The sequence below is a fragment of the Dyadobacter sp. CY347 genome (assembly GCF_021502655.1).
In the GTDB taxonomy this organism is placed as follows: domain Bacteria; phylum Bacteroidota; class Bacteroidia; order Cytophagales; family Spirosomataceae; genus Dyadobacter.
Window position 1 is genome coordinate 262,838 of sequence record NZ_JAKFFT010000002.1, and the last position, 18,156, is coordinate 280,993.

General features: G+C 45.5%; 17 protein-coding genes. 15 read left to right on the plus strand and 2 right to left on the minus strand.

Annotated elements, in window-relative coordinates; all coding sequences use genetic code 11:
• Positions 1-131 precede the first annotated feature (131 nt).
• From L0659_RS01870 to L0659_RS01890, 5 genes are all read left to right on the plus strand, one after another.
• Positions 132-1,391 (plus strand): Gfo/Idh/MocA family protein, encoded by a 1,260-nt coding sequence (locus tag L0659_RS01870; protein WP_235125228.1) that lies wholly within the window; start codon positions 132-134, stop codon positions 1,389-1,391.
• A gap of 6 nt (positions 1,392-1,397) precedes the next feature.
• Positions 1,398-2,351, plus strand: a complete 954-nt coding sequence (locus tag L0659_RS01875) for a sugar phosphate isomerase/epimerase (RefSeq protein ID WP_235123861.1) — start codon at positions 1,398-1,400, stop codon at positions 2,349-2,351.
• A gap of 109 nt (positions 2,352-2,460) precedes the next feature.
• Entirely contained in the window at positions 2,461-3,039 is a 579-nt protein-coding gene (locus tag L0659_RS01880; protein ID WP_235123862.1) for a Crp/Fnr family transcriptional regulator, read from the plus strand.
• 98 nt (positions 3,040-3,137) lie between these two features.
• Positions 3,138-3,788: a hypothetical protein gene (locus tag L0659_RS01885; protein WP_235123863.1), complete on the plus strand. Its 651-nt coding sequence runs from the start codon at positions 3,138-3,140 to the stop codon at positions 3,786-3,788.
• Positions 3,789-3,798: 10 nt separating this feature from the next.
• The gene (locus tag L0659_RS01890; protein ID WP_235123864.1) at positions 3,799-5,316 is read left to right on the plus strand and encodes a T9SS type A sorting domain-containing protein; all 1,518 of its coding nucleotides are present in this window, start codon (positions 3,799-3,801) and stop codon (positions 5,314-5,316) included.
• Between the two features lie 72 nt (positions 5,317-5,388).
• Here L0659_RS01890 and L0659_RS01895 read toward each other — a convergent pair whose 3' ends face one another.
• Positions 5,389-5,853: a hypothetical protein gene (locus tag L0659_RS01895; RefSeq protein WP_235123865.1), complete on the minus strand. Its 465-nt coding sequence runs from the start codon at positions 5,851-5,853 to the stop codon at positions 5,389-5,391.
• Positions 5,854-5,987: 134 nt separating this feature from the next.
• Between L0659_RS01895 and L0659_RS01900 the strand changes: the two genes are divergently transcribed.
• The 5 genes from L0659_RS01900 to L0659_RS01920 all read left to right on the plus strand — a co-directional run bounded on the left by L0659_RS01900 (position 5,988) and on the right by L0659_RS01920 (position 12,690).
• Positions 5,988-7,223, plus strand: a complete 1,236-nt coding sequence (locus tag L0659_RS01900) for a nucleoside recognition domain-containing protein (RefSeq protein ID WP_235123866.1) — start codon at positions 5,988-5,990, stop codon at positions 7,221-7,223.
• A gap of 117 nt (positions 7,224-7,340) precedes the next feature.
• Positions 7,341-8,834 carry a TolC family protein gene (locus tag L0659_RS01905; protein ID WP_235123867.1) on the plus strand — a complete coding sequence of 498 codons (1,494 nt, stop codon included), beginning with the start codon at positions 7,341-7,343 and terminating at the stop codon, positions 8,832-8,834.
• 69 nt (positions 8,835-8,903) lie between these two features.
• Complete coding sequence (locus tag L0659_RS01910) at positions 8,904-10,334, plus strand: efflux RND transporter periplasmic adaptor subunit (protein WP_235123868.1); 1,431 nt, start codon at positions 8,904-8,906, stop codon at positions 10,332-10,334.
• Between the two features lie 161 nt (positions 10,335-10,495).
• Positions 10,496-11,503 carry an NAD(P)H-dependent glycerol-3-phosphate dehydrogenase gene (locus L0659_RS01915; RefSeq protein ID WP_235123869.1) on the plus strand — a complete coding sequence of 336 codons (1,008 nt, stop codon included), beginning with the start codon at positions 10,496-10,498 and terminating at the stop codon, positions 11,501-11,503.
• Between the two features lie 59 nt (positions 11,504-11,562).
• Positions 11,563-12,690, plus strand: coding sequence for an exo-alpha-sialidase (locus tag L0659_RS01920; protein WP_235123870.1), 1,128 nt, complete (start codon positions 11,563-11,565; stop codon positions 12,688-12,690).
• Here the strand turns inward: L0659_RS01920 and L0659_RS01925 are convergent.
• The gene (locus L0659_RS01925; protein WP_235123871.1) at positions 12,684-13,826 is read right to left on the minus strand and encodes a DEAD/DEAH box helicase; all 1,143 of its coding nucleotides are present in this window, start codon (positions 13,824-13,826) and stop codon (positions 12,684-12,686) included. The two genes, L0659_RS01920 and L0659_RS01925, sit on opposite strands and share 7 nt — an antisense overlap.
• 129 nt (positions 13,827-13,955) lie before the next feature.
• Between L0659_RS01925 and L0659_RS01930 the strand changes: the two genes are divergently transcribed.
• The 5 genes from L0659_RS01930 (at position 13,956) to L0659_RS01950 (ending at position 18,105) form a co-directional block, all read left to right on the plus strand.
• On the plus strand, positions 13,956-15,548 hold the full coding sequence (locus L0659_RS01930; RefSeq protein ID WP_235123872.1) for a serine hydrolase: 1,593 nt from the start codon (positions 13,956-13,958) through the stop codon (positions 15,546-15,548).
• 89 nt (positions 15,549-15,637) lie between these two features.
• A complete protein-coding gene (locus L0659_RS01935) occupies positions 15,638-15,841 on the plus strand; it encodes a hypothetical protein (RefSeq protein ID WP_235123873.1) in 204 nt (67 codons plus the stop codon).
• The gene (locus tag L0659_RS01940) at positions 15,841-16,101 is read left to right on the plus strand and encodes a Txe/YoeB family addiction module toxin (RefSeq protein ID WP_235123874.1); all 261 of its coding nucleotides are present in this window, start codon (positions 15,841-15,843) and stop codon (positions 16,099-16,101) included. Before L0659_RS01935 ends, L0659_RS01940 begins: the two co-directional genes overlap by 1 nt.
• Before the next feature lie 52 nt (positions 16,102-16,153).
• A complete protein-coding gene (locus L0659_RS01945) occupies positions 16,154-16,708 on the plus strand; it encodes a DUF2911 domain-containing protein (RefSeq protein WP_235123876.1) in 555 nt (184 codons plus the stop codon).
• 128 nt (positions 16,709-16,836) lie between these two features.
• Complete coding sequence (locus L0659_RS01950) at positions 16,837-18,105, plus strand: sorbosone dehydrogenase family protein (protein WP_235123878.1); 1,269 nt, start codon at positions 16,837-16,839, stop codon at positions 18,103-18,105.
• Positions 18,106-18,156 lie beyond the last annotated feature (51 nt).

Here is an 18,156-nt window from a genome sequence, read left to right on the forward strand (position 1 = left end):
TTGGTTCCCTATGGATGGAAAAATAACAGATTTTTCTATCTTTATTGCTCCGAAAGATCTTGTATGTATCATAAAATCTATCACCTAATCCTTAATTAACGATGAGTACTTCTCGAAGAGATGTTCTGAAAATGGCAGGCATTGCGCTGGCAGGCAGCACATTACCAGCTATTACTATCCTAAACCCGAACCGCGCGTTTGCAGGTGTTAATGCCGAGACGCTTAAAGTGGGTTTGATCGGTTGCGGCGGACGTGGTTCCGGTGCGGCAAACCAGGCTTTGAAAGCAGATCCTAATGTTGTTCTCCATGCCATGGGAGATATATTTAAAGACAAATTAGATTCTTCATTTGAAAACCTGACGAAAGTACACGGCGCGAAAGTGAAGGTGGATGAAGGTCATAAATTCGTTGGTTTTGATGCTTTTAAAAAAGTGCTTGATTCGGGTGTTGACGTGGTGATCCTTGCAACGCCTCCGCATTTCCGTCCGGAACATTTGACGGCGGCTATCAATGCAGGTAAGCACGTTTTCTGTGAAAAACCTGTGGCTGTGGACGCACCGGGTGTTCGCAAGGTTCTGGAAGCGGCTAAATTGGCCAAACAAAAAAATGTTTCCTTAATGTCCGGCTTCTGCTGGCGTTACCATGAGCCAAAGCGTGCCAGTTTCGGAAAAATCCTGGATGGCGCTGTTGGTGATATTTCTGCAATTTATAACACTTACGATACAGGCACATTGTGGTCGTTTCCCCGCGTTCAAGGCTGGACAGACGCTGAATATGTGTTGCGTAACTGGACTTACTACACCTGGCTTGCCGGTGACCACATTGTAGAACAGGCTGTGCACAGCATCGACATGATGTCGTGGGCAATGGGCGGAAAGCTGCCATTGTCAGCTGTTGGAACAGGCGGACGCCAGGTTCGTACGGATTCCCTTTTCGGTAACATTTTCGATCACTTCGCTGTGACGTATGAATATGAAAATGGCGTGAAAGGTTTCCACCATTCAAGACAACAGGCCAACTGCGAAAACAGCTATCTGGTTGAAACGATCGGAACGAAAGGCCGTGCCATGGTGAACTGCGCAAGAAATGTGCATGAGATCTTCGGACAAAATCCTTGGAAATATGAAGGTACCCAGAATGACATGTATCAAACCGAGCATAACGAACTTTTTGCATCCATCAGAAGCGGTAAGCTGATCAATGATGGTGAATTTATGGCGCAAAGCACACTCCTCGCGATCATGGGAAGAATGGCTGCGTATACAGGGAAACGCGTTACCTGGGAAGAAGCAATGAACTCGACAGAAAAGCTGGGTCCGGATACATATAGTTTTGATATGAAGCCGCCGGTTGTTGAAGTTGCTAAGCCTGGTATCACCGCGTTTTCATAAAAATTTATGCAAAGAAGAGATTTTCTGAAAAACTCAGCCCTGGCGGCCAGTGCCGCTGCTGTTGGAACTGCCGTTGTTGGGACATCAAATATTGCTCATGCAGCAGCATTACCCGCGCAAGCAGGACAACTCATTACGCCCGCATCTCTATTGCCGAGGCCAATGGTAAAGAAAAGCCTGAAATGGGGTATGGTGAAGGAGGATTTGTCTATTATGGATAAATTCAAATTACTCAAAGACCTGGGCTATGACGGAGTGGAGCTGGATTCTCCTGATAAATTAGAGATGAAGGAAGTGCTGGCGGCAAGAGACAAAACTGGTCTTGAATTGCCTGGCACGGTGAATTCCATGCATTGGAAGCTTCCGCTATCCGATCCTGATCCGAAAAAACGCGAAGAATGCGTCAAATCGATCGAGAAAGCATTGCGCGATACGAAGCAATACGGCGGAACGACGGTTCTTGTGGTTCCGGGTGTTGTGACGGCGGATGTAACGTATGCACAGGCATATGAGCGTTCGCAGGCTGAAATCCGCAAGCTTTTACCCGTTGCGGAAGAAACCGGCGTTAAAATTGCTTTTGAAAACGTTTGGAACCAGTTCTTACTGAGCCCTTTGGAAGCTGCCCGGTTTGTTGATGATTTCAAACATCCGATGGTAGGCTGGTATTTTGATGTAGGCAATGTCCTGCGTTACAGCTGGCCGGTTTCCTGGATCGAGGCACTAGATAAGCGCATCTTGAAACTGGATTTAAAAGAATTCAGCTTCAAAAAGCAAAACGATTTAGGTCTCTGGAAAGGCTTCGATGTAGAATTCATGGAAGGCGACTGCAACTGGGCAGAAGTTAATAAAGCCCTCCAAAAAATCGGCTACTCCGGCTGGGCTTCTGCGGAAGTTGCCGGCGGCGACCGGAAACGGTTATTAACTATCCGGGAGAAAATGGATGAGGTTTTTAAAGCCTGACAATACGAATTGTAATAGATGTAAATAGCCCGGAATTTCCGGGCTATTTTGCGTTATAGCAAGAAAATTTATTATTCTTGCTTAATTATTACGACACACTATACCATTTATGCCTAAACAATTACTTTCCTTCCTCGGGGCATTAACCCCTATTAATGACACCGTTTATTCGGATTTTCTGCAAGCGTTAAAACTGATATATGTGCCGAAAGGAAAGGTGCTTCTTTCCGAAGGCGAGATTTGCGACAAACTTTGGTTTGTTAAAACCGGGCTGGCCCGCGGCTGTTGCATCATCCATAAGCCCGGGAAGAGTCAGGAGATTACCGAATGGTTCGCCAGCGAAAACGACTTTTTCCTGGCCTTTGAAAGCTTCGTTCGCCAGGTTCCTTCGCGGGAATATATCGAGACATTGGAACCTTGCCAGCTGATTTGCATTTCGCACAAAGACCTGTATCACCTTTACGGCAAGCACCCTGAAATCTGCAATCTCGGGAGGATCATTGCCGAGCGTTTCGGCCTTCATGATAAGGAACGGCTCCGCGAAATGCGGCTTCACTCAGCCCAGGAGCGGCTCAACATTTTTCATCAGCAGTCCAAAGAACTCTTCCTGCGCGTACCACAAAAATACATCGCTTCCTACCTCGGCATCTCCGAAAACTACGTAAGCAAACTCAAAGCCAGACGCTGATTTTCTGGGTTTTTGTAGGTAATAAGGTGGGTTTTTGGTGCGTATTGTATAACTATTAGACTCTTTATTTGTACCAATCAAATAAACATCTAAAAGTCATGATAAGAACATTTATCCTTCTTCTAGCCGGGACGCTCTGGCTAAGTCTTCATGTATATGGCCAGGAAAAACCTCCTGAGATAACGAAAAAAGCGAGTAAGGAATTTAAGGATTTCAAGTGGGATGCGAGTATAGATATGTACTATATTTTTTATGGATATAGCACGGTATTGCTCCGATATGCTCCTAAATCAAAAGGTGCCTACCGACTTTCAATCGGTCACCACACTGCTGGTGTTCAGGAGGATTATACTTTCGTGGACTCAGCTCAAAAGCCTTTAGAAGATCCTGCGATAAGCGCGAGTAATAGAAATTATAATGTAGTAGCTAAGGTAGGATACGAGTTTCGAAAAAACGCAGGGCAACATCAACTATTCTATGGCCTTGATGTAAATATTGCTTATGATAACTTGAAACAACGAGAGCCGATCTATCATCCTGAAAGAAGGCTTTCGGGGGGACTTTACCCTTTTGTAGGTTTGAAATATAGAATTTTAGATCGCCTCTCTATTTCAGCAGAAACTACGATTGCTTTTAACTACACCAACTGGCGAACTTATACGGAAGATGGCTACCTGGCGCATTCCAACAAGCATTTTGGAACCCATTTTAATCCGCTAAGTGCATTGAATGTTTCTTATCACTTTTAATTTTTCTGTCATGAAACGTTATATAAAAACCTTCGCAACTTTTTTAATCGCAATATTGTGCATGACCATTGCTGCGTATAGCCAGAATTTGAATATAGTATGCAATGCTGCCAACTTTACCTGTCAATATGCCCTTCCCGACCAAAAAGTTTATAGATATGAAGTCAAGATAAATCCGTTTTCCGTTTGCAACAACGGTTTAAATTGCAAATACTCGTGGGAGGTTACCAATGGGGTTATTTTAGGAGGCTATGGCATGAATCCTTCGAAGCATGATGGTGACGGCAACTATTATATTGATGTCAAATGGAATAATTTCAATGGTAGTGGAAAAATCAAGGTAACATCGGCAGCACCTGCTAACGCAGGAGTTGAGTGTTCAACCTGCCCGGCTGGAAAATCTATCACACAAGATATTACCATCAAATACCTGGGCACCCCCGGCAACATTAAGATCAATAACATTGCTTATGCCGGAAGTTATCAGCTGGCTTGTGGCAAGACGCCGGTTACTGTGTCTGTTCCTGCTGTGACGAATGCGACTAATTATGTTTGGTCTTATCCTGCCGGGTGGACGCATAGTGGTAGTGGAAATGCAATTACGGTAACGCCGGGTGCAGGCTCTGGTGGCGTCATTAAAGTGGTTGCTAGCCGAAGCGATGTTCCGGGACTAACAACCTCCTCACAACTTACCATCACCCGCCCGCTCCCAACGACCCCAACCATCAACTCCGGCCCGATTCTTCTTTGTGCTCCCAAAGACATTACAGCTTCCGCCAGCAATGCGACATCTTACAATTGGGTTTCTACCGGTGGGATTACGGTGAGTTCTCCGGGGAATACGAATATGGCGCATTTGACTGGGGTGAGCGATGGGACGGTGAAGGTGTCTGCTGCGAATTCTGTTTGTGGGGTAACTTCGGCTTATAGCACGCCGGTTCAGGTGAAGAGAAGTGCGCCGTTGCCGGGCGCTTTGCTGGTCACTGAGAATGGTGGCGGTTCACCGGATTTTATGTGCAACGGTGCAGGTGTTTCGCTGAATGCTTATACCAGCGAGCCGGAAACGAAGTTTAGCGTCTGGACCACTTCCCATCCTGCCAATACAATTATCAACTCGAATGGTGGCACGGCTTACTTTAATTCCTATGTTAATAATTGCTATGGCGTGGATGTTACGGCGAGTAATTGCTTTGGATCAGTGAAAAAAGGCATCACCATATGCGTGGACTATTGTTTAGAGCACGCGCCGGTTTACGAAATTTATCCCAACCCAGCCAATGACTTCATTTACATTTCATTTGAAAACAACGCTGAAAACGATCCGCTGCCTGAAATGATCAAGCTTTTTAGCGAAGCGAGTACAAAGGAAGTGAAATCTGTTTCAGCCGCGGAGTTCGTCATAACGGATGATTTGAATAACAAAAAGACGATCGCTATTACTGTGAGCGATCTGCCAAGAGGCACGTATTATCTGCAAATTGTTCATGACAAAACAGCGGGAGAGAATGTTCGGATTGTGTTGAATTGATTTTATTTAGATCTTAAACGACAAAAGGGACTGATTGTCAGGCCCTTTTGTCGTTTTGATATAATTTTAAAATTATTTTTTCTTTTTATACAAAGTTCTTGCGTAATGCTTAATGGTGGAGATTTTCAATTCCTGGTTCTTCACCTGAACGAGCTTATATTCTTTAAATTCACCCGCTTTATCCAAAAAACCAATGATGCACGATTGCTCCTCTTTGCCTTTGCGGACTTCTACTTTGGGCATAATGCCGAAATTCGGGATCTTAATGTTGTCCTCAGCGTCCAGTTCTTTGTATTTTATTTTAACCGAAAAATCAAACGTCGATTTCGTTTCATACACGTCCACAGAAAAGCGCCAGTCGTTGAGCGGGTCTTTCACTTTTTCGCTGTAACTAGCTACGGGGCTGTTTTCAACCACTTTTCTTTCCGCAGGAATGGTGTCATTGACAATTTCATTTCCCTGGGCATCCTTTTCATTTTTGGTATTTGAATTACAGGCAAACAATGTTAGCAGAAGAAAAAGGCTGCAATACTTCATTGGATCACAATTTGGTTGAAGACGCTGATACTACTTTGCAATATACCTTTGTTATTTGCATTAAATAAAATATTTTACTTTCGGCTTTGTAAACAAATCTTTACCATCCCTGCCTATCACCCCGGACTTTTATTATGGCGTTAAATTACATTTTCGTATCCTTTTTTGTCATTGCCTTCATCATTGCGCTTCTGAAATTTATCCTTACCGGTGACGTACAGAGTTTTAAGGCGATTACAGAAGGAATGCTGGAAATGGCCAAAGTTGCGGTGATGGACATCGCTTTGCCGCTCACAGGCGTGATGACGTTTTTTCTGGGGATTTTAAATGTCGGTGAGAAAGCAGGGATCATTAATGCACTTGCCAGGTTTATAGGGCCGTTTTTTAATAAACTCTTTCCCGAAGTCCCAAAAGACCACCCGGCAAATGGGCAGATGATCATGAATTTTTCTGCCAATTTCCTGGGGCTGGACAATGCAGCAACGCCTTTTGGATTAAAAGCCATGCAAAGTTTGCAGGAGCTCAACCCAAGTAAGGACACTGCTTCCAACGCGCAGATCATGTTTTTGGTTTTACACACTTCCGGATTGCAGATCATCCCGCTTTCTATCATTGCGCAAAGGGCCATTCTGGGTGCGGAAAGCCCTTCGGACGTATTTATTCCCTGCGTTGTGGGCACTTACATTACGACGGTGATGAGTATGCTGATCACGGCTGCCTGGCAGAAGATCAACCTTTTCAACCGCACGGTTATGCTCGGTTTGGGAAGCATAACAACCATTATTGCATTGATGCTGTGGTATTTAGCTGGTTTGCCTAAGGAACAGATTGAAACCGTATCTATTTTCGTGGGTAACTCGGTGCTGCTGGGTGTTGTGGCTGGTTTTCTGTTTTGGGGAATGTATCGGAAAATCAATGTCTTTGAAACATTTATTGAAGGGGCAAAAGGCGGCTTTACGACCTCGGTAACCATTATTCCCTATCTGGTAGGACTGCTTGTAGCGATCAGTGCTTTCAGGGCTTGCGGCGCGATGGATTATTTGATTGACGGACTCAAATGGATGTTTGCATCGACCGGAATGAATACGGATTTCACGGACGCATTGCCCGTGGCACTCATGAAACCGCTCAGCGGAAGCGGCGCACGCGCATTAATGATCGACGCGATGAAGGAATTCGGCCCCGATTCATTTGTTGGCCGTCTGGTGTGTATTTTTCAGGGCTCGGCAGATACGACCTTGTATATTGTTGCGCTGTATTTTGGCTCCGTAGGCATTAAGAACACCCGCTACGCTATTGTGGCCGGATTAATCGCCGATTTGATTGGCGTTTTGGCCGGAATATGGCTCGGATACTTATTTTTTCACTGATTTTGTGGCTACGCAGCACGAATTGCCCTTTACCCCCGATATGCAACCGTCCGTACAAAATGGATGGCTGTTTTTTCTGGTAAACACTAATATTGATTATCTAACTCTGACCTGCTTATGTTGAAATCGTTACGCAAATCCGCACTTCTCTTCATTGTATTTTGTGTATGTGTTGCAGGAAACACAGCTTTCGCGCAGAAAGACACGAGCCAGGTGGCCAATACTTACTCCCTTGAAGATTGCATCAGGATCGCGCTGGAAACCAATCCTTCTATAAAAATTTCGGAGCTTACGGTTCAAACAAACGGCAACATTTACGCCCAATCCAAATGGCAGCGCTGGCCCAGCATTAGTTTCAGCGCCAGTCAGGGTTTCAGTTCCGGTAGAAATATTGATCCCTTTACCAACCAGTTTGTTCAGCAGAATGTGAACTCCAACAACTATCAGCTCGGCGGACAGATTACATTGTTCAATGGTTTTCAAATTAAAAATAATATCAAATTCAATAATGAAAATTACAAAGCAAGCGCCAAAGACCTGGATGCTGCGCGCAATGACATTATGCTGAATGTAGCATTGTCCTATCTGCAAGTAATGACCAACATTGAGCTGATAGAAGTGGCGAAACGACAAGTGGAAGCGTCGCAGCTTCAAGTTGACCGGACCGCCAAACTCGTGGAAGCGGGAACATTGGCCGAAAGCAATCTGCTAGATCTGAAAGCCCAACAGGCGAACGACGAACTGACATTGGTTAACGCAGAAAACAACCTTGAAACTGCGAAACTGAATTTGAAGCAGTTTATGAACATGCCTGGCAGTGAGCCTATCAATGTGGTTATGATCCAGGTGGCTGACCCAACTTTGCAAGCTTATGATGCCACGATCCAGGAGATATTTGAAGTAGCCCTCGGCAATCTGCCACAAATGCAAGCTGCGGAATTACGCATTGCAGCAGCAAAAACGAACATTGATCTGGCAAAAGGCGCAGCTTTACCTTCCTTGACATTAAACGGAGGGATCTACACCGCATTTTCAAGTGCTGCGCCCGATGAACGTTTCGTTGGAGATGGAACGGGTTTCACGATTACAGATGTGATTTCCCCGACAGACTATGTTGTTGTTGACAATAAACAAGTCCCACTCGTTCAGAAAATAAGAACTCAGAACGGGGAAATGCGGACTTTCCGCTATCTCGATCAATTGAACTTCAACCGAAACTCGGCTGTCAACCTCAACCTTACCATTCCCATTTTTACCAATTTCCGGGTGAAATACAATGTTGCCAACGCCAAGATCCAGCAAAAGACCTATGAATATCAGGCGCAGCAGGTTCAGTTGACGATCCGTAAAAATGTGGAACAGGCTTACATTGATATGACAAACGCGGCCAAGCGCTACTCTGCAACGGCCAATCAGGTTCAGGCATTGCAGGAAACGTTCCGCGTATCGCAGGTTCGTTTTGACGTGGGCGCGATCAACTCGGTGGAATATAGCATTGCCAAAGCAAACCTGGACAGAGCAAACGGCAACCTAGTTCAGGCCAAATATGACTACGTTTTCCGGACCAAGATTCTTGATTTTTACATGAACCGTCCGTTATCGGATTTTTAAATAAGTGCTTCATTTTGCGCTTAATGCCTCTAATCCTCAATCAACAATTAATAGTAACCAAAGTAAAATATGGCACGTAAATCTTCGAAACGGATCTGGTGGATCACAGCAGGCATTGTCGCACTTCTTGTGGCGGGTTTATTTGGAGCCAAACAAGCCGGTTACATTGGCAAACCCAAAGCAACGGAGGTTGAGTATACCAATGTAAAAAAGACGGATATCATTGAGCGCGTCAGCGCTTCGGGCAAAGTTCAGCCGGAGGTTGAGGTTAAACTCAGCCCGGACGTTTCCGGTGAGATTATCAGCCTCAATGTTGCGGAAGGCGATTCAGTAGTGAAAGGACAACTTTTATTGAAGATCCGTCCCGACAACTATGAGTCCCTGATGGCCCGTGCGCAGGCAGCCGTCAATTCCAGCAAAGCCAATTATGAGCAGACAAAAGCAATGGTTGCGCAGGCAGAAGCGCGCTTGATCCAAGCGAAAGCAAATTTTGACAGAAACAAAAAACTATATAATGATAAAGTGATCTCGGCAGCGGATTATGAGCAGTTTGCTTCAACATTCGGTGTGGCGCAGCAGGATGTAGAATCTTCGAAAGCCAATGTTTCGGCAGCATTGTTTAACATTAAAAGCGCAGAAGCGAGCTTGAAAGATGCAGCAGAAAACCTTCGTAAAACGAGTATTTTTTCACCGGTAACCGGGGTTGTGTCATTGTTGAATGTGGAAGCAGGTGAACGCGTAGTAGGAACTTCCCAAATGGCAGGAACCGAAATGATGCGGATCGCCAATCTGAGCAACATGGAAGTGCGTGTGAATGTGAATGAGAACGACATTGTGCGCGTTTCCCTGGGTGATACTGCCGAGATCGACGTTGATGCATATAGCGCATCCGGACGGAAGTTCAGAGGAATTGTGAAGGAAATAGCCAATACAGCAGCCGGTTTGGCTTCCACATCCTCCACAGGATCTGCCGTTTCCAGCGTTTCCGCTGATGCTGTGACCGAGTTTGAAGTGAAGGTGAAAATTTTGAATGAGTCCTTTGCAGATCTGATGGTCTCCAAGTCCAAAAAATCATATCCTTTCAAGCCTGGTATGACCGCGTCGGTTGAGATCATTACCGAACGTAAGAATGGTGTAGTTTCTGTGCCGATTGCCGCTGTAACCACGCGGAATAGCACACCGCCTGTCGCTGCGGGCGCACGTCCCGGCGAGCAGTCCGATCAAGTTCCTGAGGAGGATGAGAAAAAGCCTAAGAAAGAGGAGGTTATCAAGGAAGTTGTGTTCGTGGATGTGAATGGTAAGGCAGAAATGAAAGAAGTGAAGACGGGCATCAGCGATTTCGAGAATATTGAAATACTCTCAGGCCTCAAACCAGGCGACACCATTATTTCCGGACCTTATATTGCGGTGTCCAAAAACCTGAAGAACGGAGACCTGGTAGAAAAAAAGAAAGAAGAAGTGAAAAAAGACGATAAGAAATCAAATGAAAACGCGAACTGATACGTTGTAAAAGGGTAATAAGTTCGATTTAGTTTAGGTTAAAAAAGAAAATCCTTGCGGCTTTGCTGCAAGGATTTTTTATTTTCTGTCAAAATCTTCTCATTTTTGGAAACATTCAATTATATCAATTTTATGCCTGAACAGCATTTCAGGCTTCCAAAATGAGTTTTTTAAACAACATCAAGATCGCGGTGATAGGAGGGGGCAGCTGGGCAACTGCGCTGATCAAAATACTTTGTGAACAAAATAATGTCCAGATCCGGTGGTGGCTTCGCAATCAGAAAGACATTGAACATATCCGGAAATTCCATCACAATCCCAGCTATCTCAGCGACGTTGTGCTTTCTCCCAAGAAAGTCAAGGTTTTTGAAAAAACGACGGAAGCCGTTAAAGGTGCCGACTACGTGATTCTGGCCGTTCCAGCAGCATTCATTCAGGAAGCATTGCGCGATTTGTCTCCCAAACATTTAACAGGGAAAAGAATTGTTTCTGCTATCAAAGGCATGGTCCCGGACCAAAATATGCTTATTACCGACTGGATTTCAAAGGAATACGGCATTGATCTCCATGAGACTTGCGTCATTGCGGGCCCGTGCCATGCGGAAGAAGTGGCTTTGGAAAAACAATCCTATTTATCGATCGCATCTACGGAATGTCCCAGCGCGGAAGATTTTGCCAAACTGATGACCTGCCGTTACGTAACCGCCAACCCGCTCGACGATCTTTATGGCGTTGAATATGCAGCTGTGATGAAAAACATTGTAGCACTGGCCTGCGGCATTACGCATGGTTTGGGTTATGGCGATAATTTCCAGGCAGTGCTCGTTTCCAATGCCATGCAGGAAATCGGAAATTTTGTAACCGCCCTCGATCCGCGCGAGCGCAATATGAGTTCTTCAGCATATTTGGGTGATCTGCTCGTAACGGCTTACTCGCAGTTTAGCCGCAACCGCCTTTTCGGCAACATGATCGGCCGTGGATACAGCGTTAAAGCAGCGCAGCTGGAAATGAAAATGATCGCGGAAGGTTACTATGCAACCAAAAGCATCACCGAAATGAACAAAATTCACCAGGTAAACTTGCCCATAACCAGTGCCGTTCACCGCATTTTATATGAAGAACAGGCGCCGGGAATGGTGATGGACGAATTAAAGAAATTGTTGAAATAAATAGCCCGATCGGCTCGCAATAGGGTACTTTTTACAGTCATTACTTTCTCAAACGAATTATGCACGTTCCGAAAATCCTGTCGGCCAGTTTGCTAACCGGCCTTTTGATGTCAACAATGTTCTTAATTTCCTGTAATTCCAAAAAATCGGAAACGGCAGACGCTGAGGCAAACGATTCACTGGCAAGCGATAAGGAATTTGTATTTGGCGATAAACGGGACTTTGCGCAATGTCATGCGTCTACACTTGTCAGGCTGGACAATGGTCAGTATCTGATCGCATGGTTTGGAGGGACAGAAGAAAAAAATCCGGACGTGGGCATTTGGCTTTCCAAAGGTCAGCAGGGGAACTGGAGTGCACCGAAAGAAGTAGCCAAGATCCGGGAAGATGCGCATTGGAACCCTGTTTTGCAGAAAACGGCTGATGGAAAAGTTATTTTGTATTTCAAAGTAGGAAAGGAAATAGCACATTGGGAAACGTGGGTGAAAACGTCAACGGATAATGGCGAAACCTGGTCGGATGCATATGAACTGGTCAAAGGTGATAAAGGAGGAAGAGGACCTGTAAAAGACAAGCTCATTGAACTATCCAACGGTGACTGGCTGGCCGGTGCATCCAATGAAGTAAATCGCTGGGAAGTTTTTGTTGACCGAAGCACGGACAAAGGCAAGACCTGGACTGCAAGCCCTTACTTCAAGATTGACACAACAGAAATAAAAGGGAAAGGCGCAATCCAGCCCACATTATGGGAATCCAAGCCGGGTAATGTGCATATGCTGGTAAGAACAACCGGCGGCGTGATCGGAAGAAGTGATTCTTTCGATAATGGAAAAACCTGGACGACGATCAAAAAAACATCGCTTCCTAACCCTAATAGCGGCATTGATCTGGCCAAACTGCCAGACGGAACATTGGTGCTCGCGTACAACCCGAATGACAAAGATTGGGGTTCAAGATCGCCGCTTTCATTGATCATGTCGTATGATAATGGTCAAAACTGGACGGATCGCATTGACATTGCAACGGGCAAAAAGGAAGACGAATATTCCTATCCTGCTATCATTAGTTTCGGGGATTCTGTTGCGGTGACGTATACATTCAACCGCCGGAAAATCGCATTCTGGTCGGGCAGCAAAAAGGATATTATCGAACTTGCCGCAAAGACTAAGAGTAAAGCGGCTCAATAACCCATTAATTCAAGGTCATAAGATTCCAGCATTTCAACGCGTTTGCCCATTTTCTTTTGGATAATCTTAAAATGGTGCACGTCTTCCGGGCAGATTAAGGAGATCGCTTCTCCGGACGCTTCTGCCCGGCCAGTTCTGCCTATTCTATGAACATAGTCCTTCGGAGATCTCGGCAATTCAAAATTGATGACATAAGGAAGAAACTGAATGTCGATCCCGCGGGAAACGAGATCTGTGGCAACAAGCACGGTCAGTTTACCAGCTTTGAATTTGTTTAAAGCCTCTGTTCGCGCGCCCTGGCTTTTCTTGCTGTGCATCGCCATCGCCTGAATTCCATTTTTATTCAGTTTTTCAACCAGATTATCAGCTGTTCTGGTGGCAGACACAAACACCAGGACCTGTTTCATTTCCTGCGTTTTGATTAAATATCTCAGCAATGGTCCTCTGCGGTCGGGATCCACAAAATAGCCCGTTTGCTTAATCAGATCAAGGTTTTGTTCTTCTTCCTCGATCTCAATGCGCACGGGATTTCTAAGCTGCGTTTTGTTGATCTGATCAACTTCTTCGCCTAATGTTGCGGAAAAGAGAATGCTTTGGCGTTTTTTAGGCAAAAGAAAAAAGATATCCTTCATTTCCTCCGCAAAGCCCAGATTCAGCATTTTATCAGCCTCATCCAAGACCAGGATCTGCGTTTCCGAAATGCTAAGTGCCTTGTGGGATAACAGATCAATCAAACGCCCGGGCGTCGCGACTAAAATTTCAACGCCTTGCAAACCAATCATTTGCGGGTTAATAGAAACACCGCCATAAACGGCCAGCGTTTTCACTTTCCGGGGAAGCCTTTCGCCAAATGTTTGAAAAACCACCGCAATCTGCACAGCCAGCTCGCGCGTAGGAACGAGGATCAATGCAGAAATATGCCTGTTCGCCGCCGCCGGTTTGTTTTGAAATAATTCCAAAATCGGCAGCACAAAGCTGGCCGTTTTCCCCGAACCCGTCTTTGCAATGCCCAGCACATCATTTCCTTTCAAAATAGCCGGAATTGCTTCCTGCTGAATTGGATAAGGTTGAGTATAATTCTGTTCGGCAATGGTTTTTAATAATGGTTCGGACAAGCCAAGCGATTCGAAAGACATAAAGTGCTGCGCAGTTGGTCAAAAATATTTTTGTAAGCACAAAGATACCATTACCGCAGACAAATCGTCCATGCCCCGTCCGCAGCCACCCGACCATTTGACTTTTCTGAACATTTATTCTCCATAGACATGTCTTACAATCGCAGGGAATTTTTACAACAACTTGGATTTGGTGCATTACAATTAGGCATAATCAGCGCAATCCCGGCATCGGCCTGGGCTGCAACATTGCATTCGGGCTCACTACCACGCAGTTCGCCGGAATTGCAGGGATTATCGGCAAAAAGTATCTTGGATTTCACCAATGCTGTGGAGGCAGACAAATTAAATCTGCACAGCTTAATGATCCTTCGTCAGGGAAAAGTAGTTGCCGAAGGCTGGTGGGCGCCTTATGGCCCGGATATGAAGCATACGCTTTATTCGCTGAGCAAAAGTTTTACCTCTACCGCCATCGGATTGGCGGTGGGGGAGAAAAAATTGACCGTTGAAGACAAAGTTCTGTCATTCTTCCCTGATGATAAACCGGCAACAGTAAGCGCAAATCTGGCTGCAATGCGTGTGAAAGATCTGCTTACGATGTCGACCGGGCATGATAAGGACGCCACAGGGCCGGTTAGGGAGTCCAAGGAAAAGAATTGGGTAAAAGCGTTTCTCTCACTGCCTGTGGAGCATGAGCCGGGGACATTCTTTGTATACAACAGCGCAGCAACGTATATGCTGTCTGCGATCATTCAAAAACTTACGGGGCAGACATTACTGCAATATTTAACACCACGGCTTTTCGAACCGCTGGGCATTGACGATCCGGATTGGGAAGTCGATCCGAACGGCATTAACACAGGCGGCTGGGGCCTTCGGGTGAAGACAGAGGATATCGCCAAATTCGGACAGCTTTATTTGCAAAAAGGGCAGTGGAACGGCAAACGCATTTTGTCCGAGGCTTGGGTTGAAGAAGCGACGCGTTCGCACATTATGTCCAAAGGCGGAGCCCGCAAACCAGAGGAAAACGATTGGCTGCAAGGTTACGGTTACCAGTTCTGGCGCTGCCGCAATGATGCTTACCGCGGCGATGGCGCTTACGGGCAATACTGCATTGTCATGCCGAAGGAAGATATGGTTGTTGCGATAACCAGCGAAACGGGTGATATGCAAGGCATTCTGGACCACGTTTGGAAACACATTCTGGCTTCGGTGAAATCGGCCCGGGTACAGTCGGATAAGGACACACAGGCTGAGCTGCAAAAGAAACTGACAACACTTGCATTGCCGCTTACTGCCGGAAAACCAACCGCTGAGATGGCTGCAAAGCTTAATAATAAAAGCTTCAAAGTGGCTGATAACAGTTTGAATGTGAATAAAGTATCCTTCGAATTCGAAAAGGGATGGTGTTTGTTCCGGTTATTTGATGACAAGGGTGAACATTTGGTCGTGAATGGGTTGGGCAACTGGAAAGTCGGGTTAACAAATCTGTCGGTAATGCCATTGAAACTCGTACTAACGCCTGTTCCCGGCGAAAAACTAACAAAAGTAGCCGGTAGCGGAGCCTGGATCGACGAAAACACATTCGAAATGACCTGGCGTTTCATCGAAACCGCCCATTACGAAACCGTAACCTGCAAATTCGAAGGCGACGCCGTAAACATCGAGTTCAAACGCAGCCTCGCAATCCTGGGAAAAACCAAGGATTCAAGGCCGGTTTTAAGCGGGAAGGTGATCGGTTGAGCGTTATAAGGATATACGTTATTGTATTTTGGTTCAAACGCTTAGTTTTGCAAGCGTTAAACCAATTCGTCACACACATTATCAAAAACATGGCATTACACCTCCATTGGATTAAAGAGAAGACATCCGTGAATGCAAAAAAGGAAGTTCGGGAAAACGATAAAAAGCAAGTGCCGCAAGACACGACCGAATATCTTTTGAGTGATTCTTTGAACAAAGCGCGTCTTTTAAAAGCGATTGCAGATCTCAAAAACGGGAAGCTGAACATTCATGAACGCGAACTGATCGAATAATGAAGTTACTCTTCCACGACGAAGGTTGGGATGATTACTTATATTGGCAGGAAACGGACAAAAAAATAGTTAAGAAGATCAATGAGCTAATCAAGGCTTGCAGAAGATCCCCTTTTGACGGGATAGGGAAACCCGAACCATTAAAAGGAGATCTTACTGAATGCTGGTCCAGAAGAATAACGGATGAGCACCGCCTCGTTTATGCCGTCGAAAACAGTACAATCATTGTCCTGAAATGCAGGCACCATTATAAAAAGTAGAATTCCTCAAGCCCAATTAACTATCAAACCTCATTTCAATTTCACTCCTTTTATGAAAAAGACATTTTTCCTTTCCTTGACATTACTAGTGATCACTTTTACCTCTCAGGCGCAGAAATTCAGGCCTTTGGATAAAAGTCCGCGTGATATTGCTTATTTCCCGGATCACTTTGCGCATGACCGGAAAGATGGCGAAAAGGCTTTGGTAAAAGTCTCATATAGCCGCCCGTTTTTGAAAGGAAGAGAAGTTTTTGGTAAACTAGAACCTTACGGAAAAGTATGGAGAACGGGCGCGGACGAAGCAACCGAGATCAAATTTTATCAGGATGCGACATTCGGAGGCAAGAAAGTTAAAGCAGGCACTTATTCGATTTTCTCGATTCCTGGCGAAAAAGAATGGACCGTAATCCTGAGCTCAGACCTGGATTACTGGGGCGCTTATAAATACAAAGAAGGCAGCGATATCCTGCGGGTAACGGCTCCTGTGAAAAAAGCGGAAGCACCGATCGAGAATTTTTCTATCGTATTTGAGAAAGTTTCAGACACTTCTGCGAAGATGTTTATGGGTTGGGCCGATGCAGTGATTGAGGTTCCGGTTAGTTTTTAAATGGTGAGTTCCGAATCGCGCTTCTTGCTAATGTGTTTTAAGTAAGCAAACTGGCATCATTATTGTAAATGGCAGATCGTAGGTTGAAAAACCGATGATCTGCTTTTTTATTTTTAAACCCCTAAAGAATGAAGACAAATGGCCTCATACTTGCATGCACCTTCCTGGCAATCACACTAGCCGGGTGCAGCACCAAAGTTAGCGATCAAGAAAAAGAAGCCGCTGCACAAAGCGGTCCTGATTCCGTAGAAACCGTTACAGATAGGCTAACATTACCCGCGCCATTTACGTCCGAATCGGTTGAAAACAGGCCCGAAGAAGCTGGCTGGCCCGAAGGAAAAATGCCAACTGCCCCAGCAGGTTTCACGGTTAGTAAATATGCAGATAAGCTGAAAAGCCCCCGCTGGACTTACATAGCCCCTAATGGTGACGTGTTTGTCGCCGAATCTAATACAAAAAAGAGCGCAGACAGGATTACCGTTTTGCGCGATGTAAATAAAGATGGCAAGCCGGAGATCAGGGAAATATTCATGGAAAACCTGAAACAGCCGCTCGGAATGCTTGTGCTGAAAGATTACTTCTATGTGGCCAATACAAATGGTCTTTACCGATATGCTTATAAAAGCGGCGACACGAAAATCACAAGCAAAGGTGAAAAAATCGTTGATCTTCCCGCTGGTGGTTATAATAATCACTGGACCAGGAACCTGCTTGCAAACGCAGACGGCTCCAAAATTTACATTTCCGTGGGCTCAGCCAGTAATGTGGCAGATCATGGAATGGATGAAGAAAAACGCAGGGCGAACATTTTGGAGGTTAACCCGGACGGAACCGGTGAAAGAATATATGCGAGCGGCTTGCGGAATCCGGTTGGTATGGACTGGGCTCCTGGCTCAAATACATTGTGGACGGCTGTGAACGAGCGCGATAAGTTGGGCGACGAGCTTGTGCCGGATTACATTACCAGTGTGAAACAAGGCGGATTCTACGGTTGGCCTTACGCCTATTTTGGGAAAAATGAAGATCCGAGAAGAAAAGGTGAACGTCCTGATCTTGTCGCCAAAACGCTTGTGCCGGATGTGCCGGTGGGATCGCATACTGCCTCATTGGGACTTGCATTTTATGATAAAACACAATTCCCAGCCAAATATCAGAATGGCGCATTCATTGGGCAGCACGGTTCTTGGAACCGCTCGAAGTTGTCGGGTTATAAGGTTGTTTTCGTGCCTTTCAAAAATGGTAAGCCTGCTGGTAAGCCGGAAGATTTTTTAACCGGATTCGTTGAAAGTGAAAAGAAAGTTTATGGTCGCCCAGTGGGAGTGACCGTCATGGAAGATGGTTCGATGCTGGTTAATGACGATTCGGCGGGGACGATATGGCGCGTAAGCGCAAAGTAGAAAATTAGCTGTGGGAGATAAGATAGCGGCCTGGTTGCGTAACCGGGCCGC

Bases quoted from the DNA above. Each gene is read 5' to 3' on its own strand.
- L0659_RS01920 (WP_235123870.1), top strand. From the start codon at position 11,563: ATGCACGTTCCGAAAATCCTGTCGGCCAGTTTGCTAACCGGCCTTTTG.
- L0659_RS01870 (WP_235125228.1), top strand. From the start codon at position 132: ATGGCAGGCATTGCGCTGGCAGGCAGCACATTACCAGCTATTACTATC.
- L0659_RS01910 (WP_235123868.1), top strand. From the start codon at position 8,904: ATGGCACGTAAATCTTCGAAACGGATCTGGTGGATCACAGCAGGCATT.
- L0659_RS01925 (WP_235123871.1), bottom strand. From the start codon at position 13,826: ATGTCTTTCGAATCGCTTGGCTTGTCCGAACCATTATTAAAAACCATT.
- L0659_RS01915 (WP_235123869.1), top strand. From the start codon at position 10,496: ATGAGTTTTTTAAACAACATCAAGATCGCGGTGATAGGAGGGGGCAGC.
- L0659_RS01885 (WP_235123863.1), top strand. From the start codon at position 3,138: ATGATAAGAACATTTATCCTTCTTCTAGCCGGGACGCTCTGGCTAAGT.
- L0659_RS01930 (WP_235123872.1), top strand. From the start codon at position 13,956: ATGTCTTACAATCGCAGGGAATTTTTACAACAACTTGGATTTGGTGCA.
- L0659_RS01875 (WP_235123861.1), top strand. From the start codon at position 1,398: ATGCAAAGAAGAGATTTTCTGAAAAACTCAGCCCTGGCGGCCAGTGCC.
- L0659_RS01950 (WP_235123878.1), top strand. From the start codon at position 16,837: ATGAAGACAAATGGCCTCATACTTGCATGCACCTTCCTGGCAATCACA.
- L0659_RS01940 (WP_235123874.1), top strand. From the start codon at position 15,841: ATGAAGTTACTCTTCCACGACGAAGGTTGGGATGATTACTTATATTGG.
- L0659_RS01945 (WP_235123876.1), top strand. From the start codon at position 16,154: ATGAAAAAGACATTTTTCCTTTCCTTGACATTACTAGTGATCACTTTT.
- L0659_RS01905 (WP_235123867.1), top strand. From the start codon at position 7,341: ATGTTGAAATCGTTACGCAAATCCGCACTTCTCTTCATTGTATTTTGT.
- L0659_RS01900 (WP_235123866.1), top strand. From the start codon at position 5,988: ATGGCGTTAAATTACATTTTCGTATCCTTTTTTGTCATTGCCTTCATC.
- L0659_RS01935 (WP_235123873.1), top strand. From the start codon at position 15,638: ATGGCATTACACCTCCATTGGATTAAAGAGAAGACATCCGTGAATGCA.
- L0659_RS01890 (WP_235123864.1), top strand. From the start codon at position 3,799: ATGAAACGTTATATAAAAACCTTCGCAACTTTTTTAATCGCAATATTG.
- L0659_RS01895 (WP_235123865.1), bottom strand. From the start codon at position 5,853: ATGAAGTATTGCAGCCTTTTTCTTCTGCTAACATTGTTTGCCTGTAAT.
- L0659_RS01880 (WP_235123862.1), top strand. From the start codon at position 2,461: ATGCCTAAACAATTACTTTCCTTCCTCGGGGCATTAACCCCTATTAAT.